This is a genomic window from Bordetella tumulicola, from assembly GCF_965138755.1.
In the GTDB taxonomy this organism is placed as follows: domain Bacteria; phylum Pseudomonadota; class Gammaproteobacteria; order Burkholderiales; family Burkholderiaceae_B; genus Bordetella_A; species Bordetella_A tumulicola.
The window spans coordinates 795,142-810,663 of the sequence record NZ_CBCSFP010000001.1 but is presented as its reverse complement, the minus strand read 5'-3'; the positions used below and the strand labels follow the sequence as shown (position 1 = coordinate 810,663).

Below are 15,522 nucleotides of genomic sequence, written 5' to 3'. Positions count from 1 at the left end.
CTGATGTCGCAAATCCGGCCTTCTCTTGAAGCGAGCCGAGTCGTAGACTGGGCTTGTTTTCGATCAACCTCTCCTGGATATCGCCCGTGACTTCCGCAGCCGCAAACACATCTTCCCTCATTGGCCACTGGATCGACGGTCAACGCGTCAACCCGCAAGACCCCAAAACCCGCAGCGTATTCAACCCCGCTACCGGGCAAGTATCGGCGCGCGTCGCCCTGGCAGAACTGACGGATGTCGAGACCGCTGTCGCCGCCGCCCGCAAAGCATTCCCCGCCTGGGCCGCCACCCCGCCGCTGCGCCGGGCCCGCGTGTTGTTTCGATTTCTGGAATTGTTGCATCGCCATCAAGACGACCTGGCGCGGATGATTACCGCTGAACACGGCAAAGTCTTCAGCGACGCGCAAGGCGAAGTCGCCCGGGGCATCGACATCGTCGAGTTCGCCTGCGGCGCGCCGCAGTTGCTGAAAACCGATTTCACCGAACAAGTCGCCTCCGGTATGGACAACTGGACGTTGCGTCAGCCCCTGGGCGTTGTCGCCGGCATCACGCCGTTCAACTTTCCGGTCATGGTGCCCATGTGGATGTTCCCGATGGCGCTTGCCACGGGCAATACTTTCATCCTGAAACCCAGCCCTATCGATCCCAGCCCCTCGCTGTTGCTTGCCGAACTGCTCAAACAAGCCGGACTGCCCGACGGTGTCTTCAACGTGGTCCAGGGCGATCACCACGCCGTACAGGCCCTGATCGAAGCGCCCGACGTCAAAGCCATTTCCTTCGTCGGCTCGACGCCCGTCGCACAGCAAATCTATGAAGCGGGCGCTCGCAACGGCAAGCGCGTTCAGGCGTTGGGCGGCGCGAAGAATCACATGGTCATCATGCCCGACGCGGATATCGATCAAGCCGTCGATGCCCTGATGGGTGCCGCCTATGGCTCCGCTGGGGAACGCTGCATGGCGATTTCCGTCGCCGTGCTGGTGGGCTCGGCCGCGGATCAGGTTGTTCCTCGCGTGACCGAACGCCTGAAAGAACTGAAAGTGCTCAACGGCACCAACGCACAAGCCGAAATGGGCCCGATCGTCACGGCCGAAGCGCGTCAGCGCATCACCGGCTATATCGATATCGGCATCAACGAAGGCGCAACGCTGTTGGCTGATGGCCGAAACTTCCAGGGCTCGCTGGCCGGCGAAGGTTGCGACAATGGCTTCTGGCTGGGCGGCACGCTCTTTGATAACGTGACGCCGGACATGCGCATCTATAAAGAAGAAATCTTCGGTCCCGTGCTGTCCTGCGTGCGTGTGCCGGATTTCGCTTCCGCTGTCTCGTTGATCAACAACCACGAGTTCGCCAACGGCGTCAGTTGCTTTACGCGTGATGGCAACGTCGCGCGTGAATTCGGTCGTCAGATCGAAGTCGGCATGGTAGGGGTGAACGTACCCATTCCCGTGCCCACGGCGTGGCATGGTTTTGGCGGCTGGAAACGCTCGCTGTTCGGCGACATGCATGTCTATGGCGAAGAGGGCGTACGTTTTTACACGCGCCAAAAAAGCATCATGCAGCGTTGGCCCGAAAGCATCAACAAGGGCGCTGAATTTGCGATGCCGACGATTCGATAAGCGGGCGCATGGTCGCCTCAACCATTGATGCGGCGACCGATGCACCGATAGATGAGCCAGGCACGAACGAGGCGACAAAGGTTTGTCGCCTCGAGTCGTTTACGAATCCCTGGTGGGAGGAGTGGGGATATTCCTGCGGGGGATACTCATATCATCGACACCAAACAAGCGTGTCATCCCGCCACGCAGATGCGCCACCATCGCCTCGCGGGCCGCGTCGGCGTCTGCAGCCTTGATTGCATCGCCGATCGCGCGATGCTCGTTGCGTACGTCTACGGCGCGACGCACCATAGGCAGTGGCGATAGCTCGCGGATCAGTTTGATTGAGACACGTGTTTGTTCGGCTAACGCCGCCATCGTCATACCGAAAAAACGATTGCCGCTCGCCGACGCGATAGCACCATGAAACGCGATGTCCTCTTCTATACCCGGCTCGCCACGACTCCACGCCGTTTCGAGCATACGTTGCCGTCGATCAATTTCCGCCAGCAGCGGTGCGTCGGAACATCGCGCCGCGGCTGCGGCACTTTCGCCCTCTATCAGGCAACGAAATTCCAAAAAGCTGCGCATGTCCGGAATGCTGTGCAGCGGGCCGAACGTCGCGCTCTGCAAAACGGGCGGTTTCCCTACGAAATTTCCCGCGCCGCGCCGGGCATATACCCATCCTTCGGTGCGCAACCGCGCCAGGGCTTGGCGCAACACCGGGCGCGATACGCCTAGCGTGCGTGCCAACGCTTCCTCGCTGGGTAACCGTTCATCGGGTTCCCGTATTTCGATGGTTTGCAACATCTGCTTGTAAGCGAAATCGCTCAATGGGGAAATTGCCATCGTCACCGTCCTTGAATGCCAAACAGCCCTTTTCAAAGTAGTAATACTACTTGTTCAATTTATTGACAAGATAACCGCTCGCCGCGAGCATACGACACAGCGGCGATTCACCTGGGTCCGACTTTCGTTCGGCACCGATGGCGGGTTTGCCATGACTTCATCGGACAAGAGCAGATCCAAGGTATGGCAACCATTACAGCGTTACGCAGCATACGCATCAACGAACGTCCCAATTTGATTTGGGTAGAAATCGAAACGGAAGAGGGCCTGGTGGGCCTGGGGGAATCCTTTCGCGGCGCACAAGCGGTCGAGGCCGTATTGCACGAACAAGTCGCGCCCTGGTTACTGGGACGCGACGCCCGGCACATTGAAGCCGTCTCGCAGCAATTGATGAATCCTTATCTGGGTTTCCACAGCACCAGCGCCGAAATCCGCGCCGCCAGTGCCGTGGACATTGCGCTGTGGGACTTGGCCGGGCAACGTCAGGGTGTACCTACCTATATCGCCATGGGCGGCGGCGTGCGCGATCGCATCAGGGCTTACAACACCTGCGCCGGGTACGCCTACAACACGGGTGGCGTTGCCCGACGGAGCACCGATGGCACAGAGTTGTCGGCAGGCCCCTATGACGACCAGATCGCTTTTATGCGGGATGCCGGCGCTTTGGCACAAAGCCTCCTTGATGAGGGCTACAGCGCCATGAAAATCTGGCCGTTCGATACCTATGCCGCTGCGACAGGGGGACATCTGATCAGTGCGCAGGACCTAAGGCTCGGCCTGGAACCGTTTCGCAAGATTCGCGAGGCGGTCGGTGATCGCATCGAAGTCATGTGCGAACTGCACAGCCTATGGAGCGCCAACGCGGCACTGCGCATTTGTCGCGGTCTGGAGGACTACGACGTCTTCTGGGCCGAAGATCCCTTGAGCAAAATGGACGACGCGCAGGCGTTGGCCGACCTGCGAGGCCGTACCAGCGTCCCGATCTGCGGTAGCGAGACACTGGCCGGTACCGTGCCATTTCGAGACCTGCTCGCTAACGACGCCCTGGATATCGTGATGTTGGACTTGGCATGGTGCGGCGGTCTGACCGAGGGGCGCAAAATCGCCGCGTTGGCCCAAGCCTACGCCCGACCGCTGGCGCCACACGATTGCACGGGACCCGTCACGCTGATCGCTGGCTTGCACCTGGCCATGCATGCGCCAACGGCCATCTTTCAAGAGGTCGTTCGCGCCACGTTGAGTACGTGGTACCGGGATCTAGTCACCGATCTTCCCATCGTCGACAACGGCATGGTCATGGCGCCCACTGCGCCTGGCCTGGGCACACGCCTGAGCCCCGACGTCAAGGTTCGGCAGGACGCGGTCATTCGCGAAAGTGTCGCGACATCCTGATATCACCGTACAACTATTGATGCCGCGACACCAGGCGGTAGCGAAGGGGAGCCAAAATGAAAAAAGTGATTGCCGCGCTGATGTTGTCATGTGTCGCGTTCAGCGTGACTGCGCAGACGCCGTGGCCCAAAGAAAAACCTGTGCAAGTCGTTGTGCCATTTCCCGCTGGTGGCGCCACGGATACCATCGGACGATTGTTGGCCGAGCAACTGCAACGCCGCCTGGATCAATCGTTCGTGGTCTACAACCGTGCCGGCGCCACGGGTACGATCGGCGCCGCAGCCGTCCAGCGTGCCGAGCCCGATGGCTACACGTTGATGATGTCATCATTGGGTACCTACGTCATCGCGCCACACTTAATCAAGTCCACCTCATACGATGCACTCAAGGACTTCGATTACATCTCCGTCCTGGTACAAGCGCCCAACGTGCTGGTCGCCGCACCCAGCAAGTCCGTACGCACGGTACAGGACGTCATTGCCGAGCTGAAATCCAAGCCCGGGCAGATCAGCTTCGCCAACTCCGGCTATGGGGCGTCGGACCACCTGTCGGCCGAGGTTTTTTTGCAGCAGACACAGACGGCGGGCATGCATGTCGCCTACAAAGGCGGCGCGCCCGCGATTAACGACCTGATGGGTAGTCAAGTCGACTACTCATTTCAGAACGTCAACGCCGTATTGCCGCATATTCGCGCAGGCAAGCTGCGAGCCATCGCTGTCACCGGCAGCAAGCGTTCAGCCGTTTTGCCAGACGTCCCGACGCTGACAGAGGCGGGCGTCCCTAACGCGGTGGTCTATTCCTGGCAGGGACTGTCTGCACCCAAAGGTTTGCCTGCGGAGGTTAAAGACAAGCTGTCCAAGGCCACCATCGCCAGTTTCAGAGATCCCGCGGTCGTCACCAAACTAGAAGAGCAAGGACTGGAGATCGTTGCAAACACGCCAGAGGAATTCACTGCGTTTCAGGCTGAAGAGTTCTATCGATGGAAGGCGTTGATCGAAGAGCGCGGGATTGTGATCGAATAGTCGCGCCGAGATTGGGTAAAGGCCGAAACGCTCAACCGTGCAAGGCCTCAATCCAGCGACTGAATAAAAACCTCCGTTCGTATATGTCTGTCTAGGCGTCTTTCCCCTAGCCCGTCATCATGCTTTTCGTGCGCCTCTCTAGGGGCGCTTCTTTATTCGGGGAAAGCATGATTCGATATTTGGGGGCAGGGCTGTTGTCGCTATGTCTGGCGGGTTGTTCACCGTGGCTAAACACAGGGCAGGGCTGGCCGGGCAGCGGTACGCAGGCTGACCACTATGACTTCAATTGGCAGTTGTCGGGCGACCCCATGGTGGCGCCGTTGCAGGTGTTCAGCGGCGCAGGCCGCACGTGGTTGCAGTTCGCGCCGGGGCGCACGCCGCCCGCCTTGTTCGCGCAAACGCCCGAGGGGCTGACACCGCTGCCGTATCATCGTCAAGACCCATACATTATCGTCGATGGCGTGTGGCCCGCACTGGTATTGCAGGGCGGGCGTTATATCGCACGGGTCGAGCGGCACGTCCCGCCACCGTCCTTGCCTGCCATCCTCGAGGCGCCCGCTAGCGGCCCTGATTTCGTGCCGCCATTACCGCCATTAACGACATCGCCGCCACGCTGACAGACCGTGCTCAGCGCGTGGCCGGACAAGGCCGTGTATCAAGCGATCGATTGACGACGGCAGTGATCGCGATCGCTGTCGTTGAAGCGAGGATTTGATCCACGCTCATTCCGCCTGATGGCAGACGACACACAATTTGTTCCCATCCGGATCCCGAAAATACGCGCCAAAATAGTTGGGGTGATAGTGCGGTCGCAAGCCGGGTTCGCCTTCGCTGAGCCCGCCTTCAGCCAGGGCGATCGCATGTGCCTGCCGTACCTGGTCACGAGAGGACGCCAGAAACGCCGACATCTGTCCGTTACCGGGATCGTGAGGGTTGCCGTCAAAAGGTTTGCCGATCATGAAAGACGGGCGGTAATCGTCGTTAGGCGCCCAAGTGGCCCAGGGAATGTTCGTGTCGCAGAACCGCCGTTCTATACCTAACACGCCAAACAATTGATCATAAAAACGTAATGCTCGTTCGAAATCGCTGATACCAACAGTAATGTGTGAAAACATGATGGCTCTCCTGGAAAGGTGGGAAAGAGGAGATGCGAGTGACGCGATGATGTTGCAGGTAATCCGCGGTCACCGTGGGTGCAGCCATTGATGCTGACACCTTAGACTCTAGCCCTTCACCATCGATTTGGGAATATTGATCAGGAAATCCGCTAATCCCCGAGCCCCCTGCGCCAGACTGATGTGTTGCATCATCATTTGATGTGCGCGTTCGGGGTTATTTTCCAGGATGGCCTGTAGGAGTTCCTCGTGCTGCTCATACGACGCCTTGATGCGGCCAACTGCGCTAAAGGCATGACGCAAGTAGGCGCCGGTGCGGGCGCGCAGCTGCAATAACTCTTGTCGCAGATAAGGATTCCGGCATCCGCGATACAAGACATCATGGAATGCATGATTGGCCTCGCGCCAGCCATCGGCGTCGTCCGCCTGCACGATAGCGTGGGCGTCGGTGTGGATCTGCTGTAGTTCGGCGCGTTCGGCCGGCGTCATGCGCTGGCATGCCAGACGTGTGCAGACGCCTTCCATTTCCGCCAGTAGTTCCCAGATCGCCAACAGCTCTTGCAGATCCATTTTCGCGACCACCATGCCGGCGCGCGGTTGGCTGAGCAGCAGGCCCTGGATTTTCAGTTGCAACAGCGCCTCGCGCACGGGCGTACGCGAGACCTGGAATCGGGCCGCGATCTCTTGCTCATCGATCGAATCGCCAGGCAAAAGATTGCCTGTACGAATGTCTTCTTCTATGGCGGAGCGGATGCGTTCACTGGATTTCATTCGTTTAGGGAGAAAAACCGATTGCAGCATATTATCAGTTGGCTTATAAATATATTTATAAATCTAAAAATAATATTATCGGAAAACGAGATCGACCGTCGCTCATCGTTGATGAACAAGGGAAATCATGGCCAGGTTGCAGTGGGACTGTGCAGGGCTAAAGACCGCGCTGGATGCGCAGGGGATTGCCGCGTCCGCCGCCGAGTTGCGCGCGTTGGCAAAGACATTGGCGCGGCTGCAGCCAAGGGTCGATGATCAGGATTTTTCTCCCACGGTAGCGCAGGGGTATCCGGCATCCGATGTATCTACCGATGTGTCAACAGCAGGGCCGTCATGTCTGCCATCAAGCAATCTCTGACGCCTGCCGGCTTGCCCAGTAACATCGCGGACCTGCGGGCGGGTGTCCGCATGGGCCACTATGACGTTAGCCAAGTACTGGCCCAACAGCGTTCGGCGATGGCGATCGAGGCTTATGGATGCGTCGCGAGAATGATTCCTGCAGCGGAGGGGGGATCTGCGGTGCTCGACCCGACCTTGCCGCTGAGCGGGGTGGCCGTTGCGCACAAAGATGTCTTTCAGATCGGCGATCACCCCCCTGGGTGCGGCGCTGTCACCGGTTTTCGCCCTAGGTTGGAGCACGAAGGGACAGCCCCTGTCGTGCAGCGCCTGCAGCAGGCCGGGGCCGTCGCATTGGCGACGCTGGCGATGGCGGAGCACGCTTGCGGCGCGACGGGCGAAAATCCGAACACATCGAGACCTATCAATCCTCTGAATGAGCATGCCGCCGTGGGCGGTTCTTCCAGCGGGTCGGCTGTCGCCGTTGCCGCCGGGCTTTGCTACGCGTCACTCGGTACAGACACGGCCGGCAGCGTACGCATGCCTGCCGCGACCTGCGGCATCGTGGGGCTCAAGCCCGGTTACGGGAGATTGTCACAGGACGGTGTGGCGCCATTGGCGCCCAGTCTGGATACCGTGGGCATCCTGGCCCGCAGCGCCGACGACGCGCGTCTCGTATTCGACGCTCTGCATACGGCGTCTGACGAACATATTCGATCCCCGCACAGACCGGCCTCGCGTGTTATCGCCTGTTGGAATCATGGTTCGGAATTAGGCCAGGCAGACGCCGCTACCCACGATGTGCTCCGGCACTATGCACGTACTGTGGGGGCTCAAGAGCGTCCCGGCGCGCTGAACGGCCTGGCCGAATGGCATCGGCTTGCACAAGTGTTAATGCATAGCGAAGCCGCCATGGTGCACCGTAGCGCCTTGCGCGGTACCGCAGTCGGGCTAGGCGCGCATGCCCGCGCCGTCGCACTGCCCGGTGCGGTGATACCTGCATGGTGGTACGCCCAGGCGCTGGCGCAGCGCGCAGCGCATACCGACGCCTTCGTGCGCGCCATATTCGGCGATCACGACATCTTGCTGACGCCCGCGCTGCCTTGCCGCGTACCGGACTGGGCCGACGTCGACAGTCGTTCACCGACCTTCCAGCCCCGTCGGCTGCTGCAGTTGTTTAGTTGGATGGCGTTTGTGAATTATCTGGGTTTGCCCGCCGTCGTGTACCCCGTCGGCCAGGACGAACGTGGCATGCCAGTGTCGGTACAGGCTATAGCCCCTGTGGGTCATGAAGCCGTCTTGCTGGATTTTGCGCACGCCTCGGCTCGCGGCCTATACGACCGTCCTCTTTCATCGTGACTGCATACCAGCGCTGCAGCCACGTCGCCCGTTTCTTTATAAGTCTAAATCACCTGCCACCATGCCACATATTCCGATTTCTCCAGCCCTGCAGCGCTTTCGTGTCCTGGACCTGTCACGGGTGCGTGCCGGGCCGACGTGCGTGCGTATGCTGGCTGACTTCGGCGCCGACGTGATCCGCATCGAACCTCCCCCTGGCATTGATCCCAACGAGGCCATGTTTGCGGCGGATCGCTGGAACGGCGACTTCCAGAACCTGAACAGAAACAAGCGTTCATTGACGCTGAATCTGAAACGCGAGGAGGGCCGAGAGGTGCTGCGCTCTCTGGTGGAGCAGGCTGATGTCGTCGTTGAGAATTGGCGACCGGATGTGAAGGCGCGCCTGGGTGTGGATTATGAATCGCTGCGCGCGATCAACCCGCGCATCATTCTTGCCAGTATCTCGGGTTTTGGTCAGGATGGTCCATATGCGCGGCGCCCGGGCTTCGACCAGATCGTGCAGGGCATGGGTGGCTTGATGTCGGTAACCGGCCTGCCCGGACAAGGGCCGGTGCGCGCAGGGCTGGCAGTGGCGGATTCCAGCACCGGCCTATACACGGCGCTTGGCATACTGACGGCCTTGTTGGAGCGTGAAGTCTCCGGTGAAGGGCAGTGGGTCCATGCCTCGCTGCTACATGCCCAGATCGCGATGATGGACTTCCAGGCGGCACGCTACTTGAACGATGGCGATGTGCCGGTGCAAGAGGGCAACGATCATCCCACCAGTTGTCCCATGGGACTGTTTGCGGCTAACGACGGTACGTTCAATCTGGGCGCGGCGGGGGAGGGAAACTGGAAACGTTTTTGTTTGGTACTGGGTCGGCAGGACTGGCTGGATGACGCGGACTACGCCACGGAAAAGCTGCGGGTTCGCCATCGACGGAAATTAAACGAAGTCATACAGGAAGTCTTTCGTGAGCAATCCGTGGCGCATTGGGTCGATCTGCTGAATGCGGCAGGCGTGCCGGCTGGACCCGTGTACAGCGTGCCACAAATGTTCGAGGATCCACAGGTACAGCATCTGCAGGCCGCGCGTACGGTGCAGGCCTGGCAGGGGGGCGAGCGCACGCTGATCAGCCAACCGGTCACATTGACGCGGACGCCCGCCGCGATCGCACGCACCGCACCGGGCTGGGGCGAGCATACCGACGAGGTTCTGCGCGAGGCAGGGTATGACGACGCGGCCATCGCGCGTTTGCATGCCGAAGGGGTGGTGTGATGACGCAGCCGCAATCGATAACGACATCTCCGGAATGGATGACAACACCGAAAAACGCACCGGGTCATATCGATGTGCGGCGCGTTGACGGATTGCTTGTTATTGAGGTCGTGAATACGCGTCGATACAACGCCATGTCCTTGAGCATGTGGGAAAGCCTGGGTCAGGCAGTGCAGTCGGGCGACAGTGACTCCGACGTGCGCGCGGTGGTCCTGCAAGGGCGAGGCGACAGGGCATTTGTGTCGGGCGCCGACATTTCGGAGTTCGGCGAACAGCGCAACGATCCTGAGCAGGTGGCTCGTTACGAGCGGGCAGTCGCCAGCGCGCAGAACGCGTTGATCGCTTGTCGTCATCCCACCATCGCCGTGATTCGCGGTGTCTGCATGGGAGGGGGTATGGGCCTCGCGGTGTCTTGCGATCTGCGCTATTGCAACGCCAGCGCTCGATTTCGCATGCCGGCCGCACGGCTGGGGCTGGGCTACACCCTGGTGGGCGTCGCGCGCATGCGCGAAGTCCTGGGTGCGGCGCGATGTTCCGATCTGTTTATGACCGCCCGCACTTTCGATGGGCTCGAAGCGGCGCGCATCGGGTTGGCCACCGAGGTTTTCGACGATACGGATTTCGATCGGAGCGCCATCGAACGCATCAATGCCGTCAGCGGCAATGCTCCACTCAGCCTGCGGGCAGCCAAGCTGGCATTACGGCACTTGCCAGGCCTTGCGGGGGCGCCATCGGCCGACGAGGTGAATGCGGCCGTACAGGCCTGCTTCGACAGTCAGGATTACCAGGAAGGCCAAACCGCGTTCCGCGAAAAGCGATTGCCGCGCTTCGCAGGACGCTGATTTTGATGTCAAACAAGGGGAAATCATGAAAACATTCATCAAGACTGCGTTGACCCTCGCCTTGGCGGGGTATGCCGCGATGAGCGTTGCCGTCGGCCCGCAACCCAAGGCTGCTGCGACGCCACAGGAACTGAGCGTCGGATACGTCAAGGTCGGCCACTTGTCGCCCATGCTGTTCGTCGCCGACGAGGTCAAATCCTGCAACGTCACGATCAAGCCCGTCGAGTTTGTGCGCTATGCAGACGCTCGCACGGCGCTGTTGTCGGGGTCGGTCGACATTTCGGGCGTCGGCCCGGCGGATCTGGCGATTGCGCTGGCGCAGGGCAGTGACAAACTGGTCGGCCTGACCGGCGTGGCCTCATCTCCCAAATACCTGGTGACCCGCAAAGGCGTCGATATCAAAGACTGGGACGACATCAAAGGCAAGCGCATTGGCATTGCGCCGGGGTCAGCCGTCTGGTTCCAGTGGGCCGCCACGTTGACGGAGAAGGACGTGCCGTACAACAGCTTTACGGCCGTGAATATCCAGGGGGGTGGTACCGCATTCGTGCAGGCTTTGCAGCGCGGTGATGTGGACGCGGTAGCTCTGTGGGAACCGTTCGAATCGCAGTTGGTGGCCTCGGGTGATGCCTATTTCTCTAAAAATCTGGAGTACAGCCAATCCAAAGCCGTCGGCGCCGAGTTGGGGTTACTGGCCGCCACGCGAGAGGCCATCAAGACCAAACGCGAAGCCGTGACCTGCTTTTTGTGGGCCTACAAATCCGCGGAAGAGCGGTTCGCCAAGGATCCCGAAGCCTTTGCGCAAGCCTATGCGAAATACACCGGTCTGCCGATCGACGTTACGCGTGAATCGGTAAAGCTCATCAAGCTGGGCGGCGTGCTGGATCTGGATCAATTGCAGCGCCAGGCGAAGACCTTCCATGACTTGGGCGTGATACCGAAAGATGTCAGTGATGACGTGACCCGAGCCTGGGACCCGTCCTTGATCGAACAGGTGATGCAGTCTAAATAACGTAAACGATGCGTGGCGATTTTCGTTCGTCACGCCAGGAGAGTTTGTTGAACGCATCTACGTTAAAACAGGTGGCGCTAGTGGAAAAAAAACCTCCACGTCGTTCACAGATGCTCAAGCAGACCCTGCTTGGGTTCATCGTGCCGATCCTGGTCCTGTTGATCTGGCAGGCGGCGGGCAGTTCCGCGCGGTTCGCGGGCATCGTCCCTACACCGTGGCAGGTGGCCCTATCCTGGTATGACTGGATTTTCGGTAGTCCGGGGCTTGGCCTGAATCCCTACTTGGGAACATGGGTCAGCAATGTCTCGTATTCCGCGATGCGCGTCTTTCAGGGGTTCGCCCTGGCCATGTTGGTCGGGATTCCGACGGGACTGGCCATCGGCTGGAGCCGACTCGTGTCCGACATGCTGGATCCGATGGTGCAGGGGCTACGTCCGATCCCGATCACGGCGTGGCTGCCGTTCTCCATCGCTGTCTTTGGCATACGCGATATGGGCTCCATCTTCCTGATTTTTCTGGGCGGGTTCTACGCGATCGTGGTCAACACGACACAGGGTGCGCGCGACGTCGATCGTAACTTGATTCGCGCCGCGAGCATGATGGGGGCCACCTCAAGCCAACTATTGCGGCGTGTCGTACTACCGGCGGCGATGCCATCGATCTTTACCGGATTGCGCATAGGGCTGGGCATCGCCTGGACGGCCGTCATCGTGTCTGAAATGGTCGCGGTGAAATCGGGGCTGGGTTACGTCCTGTGGGATGCCTATTACGTCGGTCGCATGGATATCGTGTTGGCCGACATGGTGTCGATCGGCTTGATGGGCTATATCAGCGACCGGTTGATCGTGCTGATCGAGCGCCGCGTACTCTTGTGGCGCATGTTGCAGAATCATTGAGGATCTCATGACCAATATTGCGGTATCACAGGTCAGTAAGACTTATCCGGGCGCGACGCCCGTGCACGCGCTAGAGGGCATCGATCTGAACGTGCACGCGGGCGAATTCGTGGCCTTGCTTGGCCCGTCGGGTTGCGGAAAATCCACGCTGTTGAATCTCATCGCGGGTTTCGAGGCGCCCAGTTCAGGCCGCCTGACGGTCAATGGCGCCACCGTGTCGCGCCCTGGCCCCGAGCGCGGTGTGGTGTTCCAGGAGGCGGCCTTGTTCCCCTGGCTTAACGTCTGGGAAAACGTGGTGTTCGGTCCCAAGGTCGCGGGCATGCCTCAAAACGCCTACGAAGCGCGTGCGCGCGAGATGCTCGACATTATGGGGCTGTCGGCCTTCGCCAAGCATTTGCCGGTGCAGTTATCCGGTGGCATGCGGCAGCGCGTAGGCATTGCTCGTGTATTGACGATGCAGTCCAAAGTGTTGTTGATGGACGAGCCTTTTGGTGCGCTGGATGCACAGACTCGTTTGACGATGCAGGAGTTGCTGTTGTCCGTGTGGCAAAACCTGCGCACGACAGTCGTGTTCGTCACGCATGATATTGACGAGGCTATCCTGCTGGCCGACACGATTTATGTCATGTCCGCGCGTCCGGGACGCATCGCGTCGCGCATGACGGTACCGCTGGAACGTCCTCGGTCTCTGGATCTGATCACGGGCGAGGTTTTCAATGGCCTCAAGTTGGATATTCTGAAGCAGATAAGGCACTGACATGGCGAATCCGCGCATTGCTTATGCTTTCCCCGAAGACCGTTCGGTGTGTCAGCCACATCCAGACGGCGCGATCATGGTGCACCTGGTGATCAATGTCGAGAACTGGAGCCTGGATCAGCCCATGCCCAGAACATTGATCACGCCGCCGCATGGTAAAGAAACCGTGCCCGACGTACCCAATTTCAGTTGGGCCGATTACGGCATGCGTGCGGGCTTGCCGCGTATGCTCAACGCGATCGCACAACGCGAGTTGCCCGCGTCAACCAGTTGCAATGCCAGCGTGATCGATGCTTACCCGCGCGCCGCCGAGGCCATGCTCCGTCACGGATGGGAATTCATCGGGCACGGCATGCACCAAAAGTCCATTAATCATGCGGGTGCCGAGGCCGATATTATTGAGCAAACCCTGGACAAGATTGCGGCGTTCACGGGGATGCGTCCGCGCGGCTGGTTAAGCCCGGGATTGCGCGAGACCTTCGACACGCCAGACATACTGGCTGCGGCCGGCGTCGATTACGTGTGTGACTGGGTCGTGGATGATTTGCCCAACTGGATGCAGGTGAAAACGGGCGCGTTGATGCAAATGCCGTACAACCTGGAGTTGAACGACTCGATCATCTACGCCATCGAAAAGCACGCGTCTAATGAGTTTTTGCTGCGCCTTCAGCGCACGCTAAGCCTGTTCGAGCGGGAAAGCCAGATTCAACCCCGCGTGCTGGCGCTAGGCCTGCATCCCCATTTGATGGGTGTTCCGCACAGGTTCGGCTATTTCGAAGAAATGCTCGACCTGCTGATCGCGCATCCGAGGGTCGTATTTCTCAACGGAAGCGCGATCGCGGATTGGTACGCCGCGCAGTTTCCAGCACCCGGTTCGCAAACGGAGAAAGCGCATTGACGACGCGCATGCCGCTGGCCTTGACGCTGGCGAAACTGTGCCTGCGACCGGTCGATGCGCGCACGCGGGACCGGTCTGCTCTGCATGTGATGCACTGGCATGGTGGTGCGGCATTAGCTGCCGTGACCGAGTTGGCCACCCATGTGGCGCATGCACACGGTGGCATTGCGCCGGCAAGCGACGTTGGCGCGATGACGTCTGACACGGTGGCAGCGCTAATGCCCGGACCCGCTGATTTGTGGTTCGAGTCGGCGCTGGGCAGCCTGCTGGAGATTGACGATACGCATCGTGGCGCGCTCGTTCATCCCGGACCCGTGATCGTCCCCGTGGTCTTGCATATGGGGCGGGCACTTCGCGCATCAGGGCCAACCGTGCTGGATGCCTTGGCGCGAGGGTACGAGGCCACGATACGCATGGGGTTAGCGGCCAACCCGGCGCATTACCGGTTTTTCCATCCCACCGCGACTTGCGGTGCAATCGGCGCTGCCGTTGCGGCGGCAGCGCTTCTAAAGTTAAGTGCGGAGCAATGCGCACATGCCATTTGCCTGGCTGCAACACAGGCGGCTGGCTTATGGCAAATCCGACTGGACGATTGCGATGCGAAACCTTGGCATACGCAACGCGCGGCACAGGTGGGCGTACAGGCTGCCTTGTGGGCGCGCGCCGGATTGACAGGCCCAGAACATGCGTTGGAGGGTGATAAGGGTTTCTTTGCAGCGTTGTCCGAGCAGGGCAACGCGACGGCTGTTTTGAATGCGCCAGACAGCGATCCTCATATCCATGGCGTCAGCTTCAAACCTTGGACGGCCTGTCGTCACGCTCATGCGGCGATCGCCGCCGCATTGGATGTGCGAAAAATGTGGTTAAGCGCACTCTCCAGCATTCCGCCACGTACCGCATTGGTGGACGAGATACGAAGCATCGACATTCATACCTATGACGACGCTATTGCATTTTGCGATAGGCCCGAGCCGGTAAGTGCCGCGCAAGCGCGATTTAGCTTGCAGCATGTCGTGGCGCAGGCCTTGCTGTCAGGTAGCCTGGAGCCGGCGCAGCTGGATGGCCCATCGTTGACGGATCCTGATTGCGCACGACTGCGGTCGCTGACACGGCTGCTAACCGATGCGCGCAGCAATGCTCGATATCCTGCGCATTTTGGCTCCGCAGTCACGATGTCATTGAAAGATGGTCGTACGTTCCAGGCGCAAGCCGATGACGCGCCCGGTGATCCGGAAAATCCGTTGACACTGGCGGCGTTGACGGATCTGACGCAGCGATTGATGATGGCTGCGGGTTGGACGGTGAGTGAGACCCAGGCAAAGATCCAAGCTTGCCTGGCGTTGCCTGTGCACGCGGATTGGGATGCATTGTCGCCATTGCAGCCCGCGTCGATGTGCCCGAGGCGCATAGAGTGAAAGGC

The 15,522-nt window shown here is 60.0% G+C and carries 16 protein-coding genes; 13 read left to right on the top strand and 3 right to left on the bottom strand.

All coding sequences use genetic code 11. The features are described from left to right. Nucleotides 1–86 precede the first annotated feature (86 nt). A complete protein-coding gene (locus ACNAZS_RS03795; protein ID WP_415786293.1) occupies nucleotides 87–1,616 on the top strand; it encodes a CoA-acylating methylmalonate-semialdehyde dehydrogenase in 1,530 nt (509 codons plus the stop codon). A gap of 99 nt (nucleotides 1,617–1,715) precedes the next feature. On the opposite strand, the gene ACNAZS_RS03790 is transcribed toward ACNAZS_RS03795, so the two are convergent. After that, a complete protein-coding gene (locus tag ACNAZS_RS03790) occupies nucleotides 1,716–2,444 on the bottom strand; it encodes a FadR/GntR family transcriptional regulator (protein ID WP_415786291.1) in 729 nt (242 codons plus the stop codon). A gap of 183 nt (nucleotides 2,445–2,627) precedes the next feature. Between ACNAZS_RS03790 and ACNAZS_RS03785 the strand changes: the two genes are divergently transcribed. The 3 genes from ACNAZS_RS03785 to ACNAZS_RS03775 all read left to right on the top strand — a co-directional run bounded on the left by ACNAZS_RS03785 (nucleotide 2,628) and on the right by ACNAZS_RS03775 (nucleotide 5,475). Next, nucleotides 2,628–3,836, top strand: coding sequence for a mandelate racemase/muconate lactonizing enzyme family protein (locus ACNAZS_RS03785; protein WP_415786289.1), 1,209 nt, complete (start codon nucleotides 2,628–2,630; stop codon nucleotides 3,834–3,836). Between the two features lie 56 nt (nucleotides 3,837–3,892). Next, a complete protein-coding gene (locus ACNAZS_RS03780) occupies nucleotides 3,893–4,858 on the top strand; it encodes a Bug family tripartite tricarboxylate transporter substrate binding protein (RefSeq protein ID WP_415786287.1) in 966 nt (321 codons plus the stop codon). Between the two features lie 167 nt (nucleotides 4,859–5,025). Then, the gene (locus ACNAZS_RS03775; RefSeq protein ID WP_415786285.1) at nucleotides 5,026–5,475 is read left to right on the top strand and encodes a TrbG/VirB9 family P-type conjugative transfer protein; all 450 of its coding nucleotides are present in this window, start codon (nucleotides 5,026–5,028) and stop codon (nucleotides 5,473–5,475) included. A 105-nt stretch (nucleotides 5,476–5,580) separates the two neighbouring features. Here ACNAZS_RS03775 and ACNAZS_RS03770 read toward each other — a convergent pair whose 3' ends face one another. Both ACNAZS_RS03770 and ACNAZS_RS03765 read right to left on the bottom strand, forming a co-directional pair. Beyond that, nucleotides 5,581–5,973 carry a VOC family protein gene (locus ACNAZS_RS03770; protein ID WP_415786283.1) on the bottom strand — a complete coding sequence of 131 codons (393 nt, stop codon included), beginning with the start codon at nucleotides 5,971–5,973 and terminating at the stop codon, nucleotides 5,581–5,583. A gap of 108 nt (nucleotides 5,974–6,081) precedes the next feature. Beyond that, nucleotides 6,082–6,744, bottom strand: a complete 663-nt coding sequence (locus tag ACNAZS_RS03765; RefSeq protein ID WP_415786281.1) for a GntR family transcriptional regulator — start codon at nucleotides 6,742–6,744, stop codon at nucleotides 6,082–6,084. A 127-nt stretch (nucleotides 6,745–6,871) separates the two neighbouring features. Here ACNAZS_RS03765 and ACNAZS_RS03760 point away from each other — a divergent pair, with 127 nt between their 5' ends. The 9 genes from ACNAZS_RS03760 to ACNAZS_RS03720 all read left to right on the top strand — a co-directional run bounded on the left by ACNAZS_RS03760 (nucleotide 6,872) and on the right by ACNAZS_RS03720 (nucleotide 15,517). Continuing rightward, nucleotides 6,872–7,102, top strand: coding sequence for a hypothetical protein (locus ACNAZS_RS03760; protein ID WP_415786279.1), 231 nt, complete (start codon nucleotides 6,872–6,874; stop codon nucleotides 7,100–7,102). Next, the gene (locus ACNAZS_RS03755; protein ID WP_415786277.1) at nucleotides 7,078–8,439 is read left to right on the top strand and encodes an amidase; all 1,362 of its coding nucleotides are present in this window, start codon (nucleotides 7,078–7,080) and stop codon (nucleotides 8,437–8,439) included. Before ACNAZS_RS03760 ends, ACNAZS_RS03755 begins: the two co-directional genes overlap by 25 nt. A 61-nt stretch (nucleotides 8,440–8,500) precedes the next feature. Continuing rightward, nucleotides 8,501–9,697, top strand: a complete 1,197-nt coding sequence (locus ACNAZS_RS03750) for a CaiB/BaiF CoA transferase family protein (protein WP_415786275.1) — start codon at nucleotides 8,501–8,503, stop codon at nucleotides 9,695–9,697. A 38-nt stretch (nucleotides 9,698–9,735) separates the two neighbouring features. Further along, nucleotides 9,736–10,539, top strand: a complete 804-nt coding sequence (locus ACNAZS_RS03745; RefSeq protein ID WP_415786273.1) for an enoyl-CoA hydratase — start codon at nucleotides 9,736–9,738, stop codon at nucleotides 10,537–10,539. A 25-nt stretch (nucleotides 10,540–10,564) separates the two neighbouring features. Then, nucleotides 10,565–11,551 carry an ABC transporter substrate-binding protein gene (locus ACNAZS_RS03740; RefSeq protein WP_415786271.1) on the top strand — a complete coding sequence of 329 codons (987 nt, stop codon included), beginning with the start codon at nucleotides 10,565–10,567 and terminating at the stop codon, nucleotides 11,549–11,551. A gap of 110 nt (nucleotides 11,552–11,661) precedes the next feature. Continuing rightward, complete coding sequence (locus tag ACNAZS_RS03735; RefSeq protein WP_415787059.1) at nucleotides 11,662–12,447, top strand: ABC transporter permease; 786 nt, start codon at nucleotides 11,662–11,664, stop codon at nucleotides 12,445–12,447. A gap of 7 nt (nucleotides 12,448–12,454) precedes the next feature. Next, nucleotides 12,455–13,204, top strand: coding sequence for an ABC transporter ATP-binding protein (locus ACNAZS_RS03730; RefSeq protein ID WP_415786269.1), 750 nt, complete (start codon nucleotides 12,455–12,457; stop codon nucleotides 13,202–13,204). A gap of 1 nt (nucleotide 13,205) precedes the next feature. Then, nucleotides 13,206–14,102 carry a polysaccharide deacetylase family protein gene (locus ACNAZS_RS03725; protein WP_415786267.1) on the top strand — a complete coding sequence of 299 codons (897 nt, stop codon included), beginning with the start codon at nucleotides 13,206–13,208 and terminating at the stop codon, nucleotides 14,100–14,102. Continuing rightward, nucleotides 14,099–15,517, top strand: coding sequence for an MmgE/PrpD family protein (locus tag ACNAZS_RS03720; RefSeq protein ID WP_415786265.1), 1,419 nt, complete (start codon nucleotides 14,099–14,101; stop codon nucleotides 15,515–15,517). Before ACNAZS_RS03725 ends, ACNAZS_RS03720 begins: the two co-directional genes overlap by 4 nt. Nucleotides 15,518–15,522 lie beyond the last annotated feature (5 nt).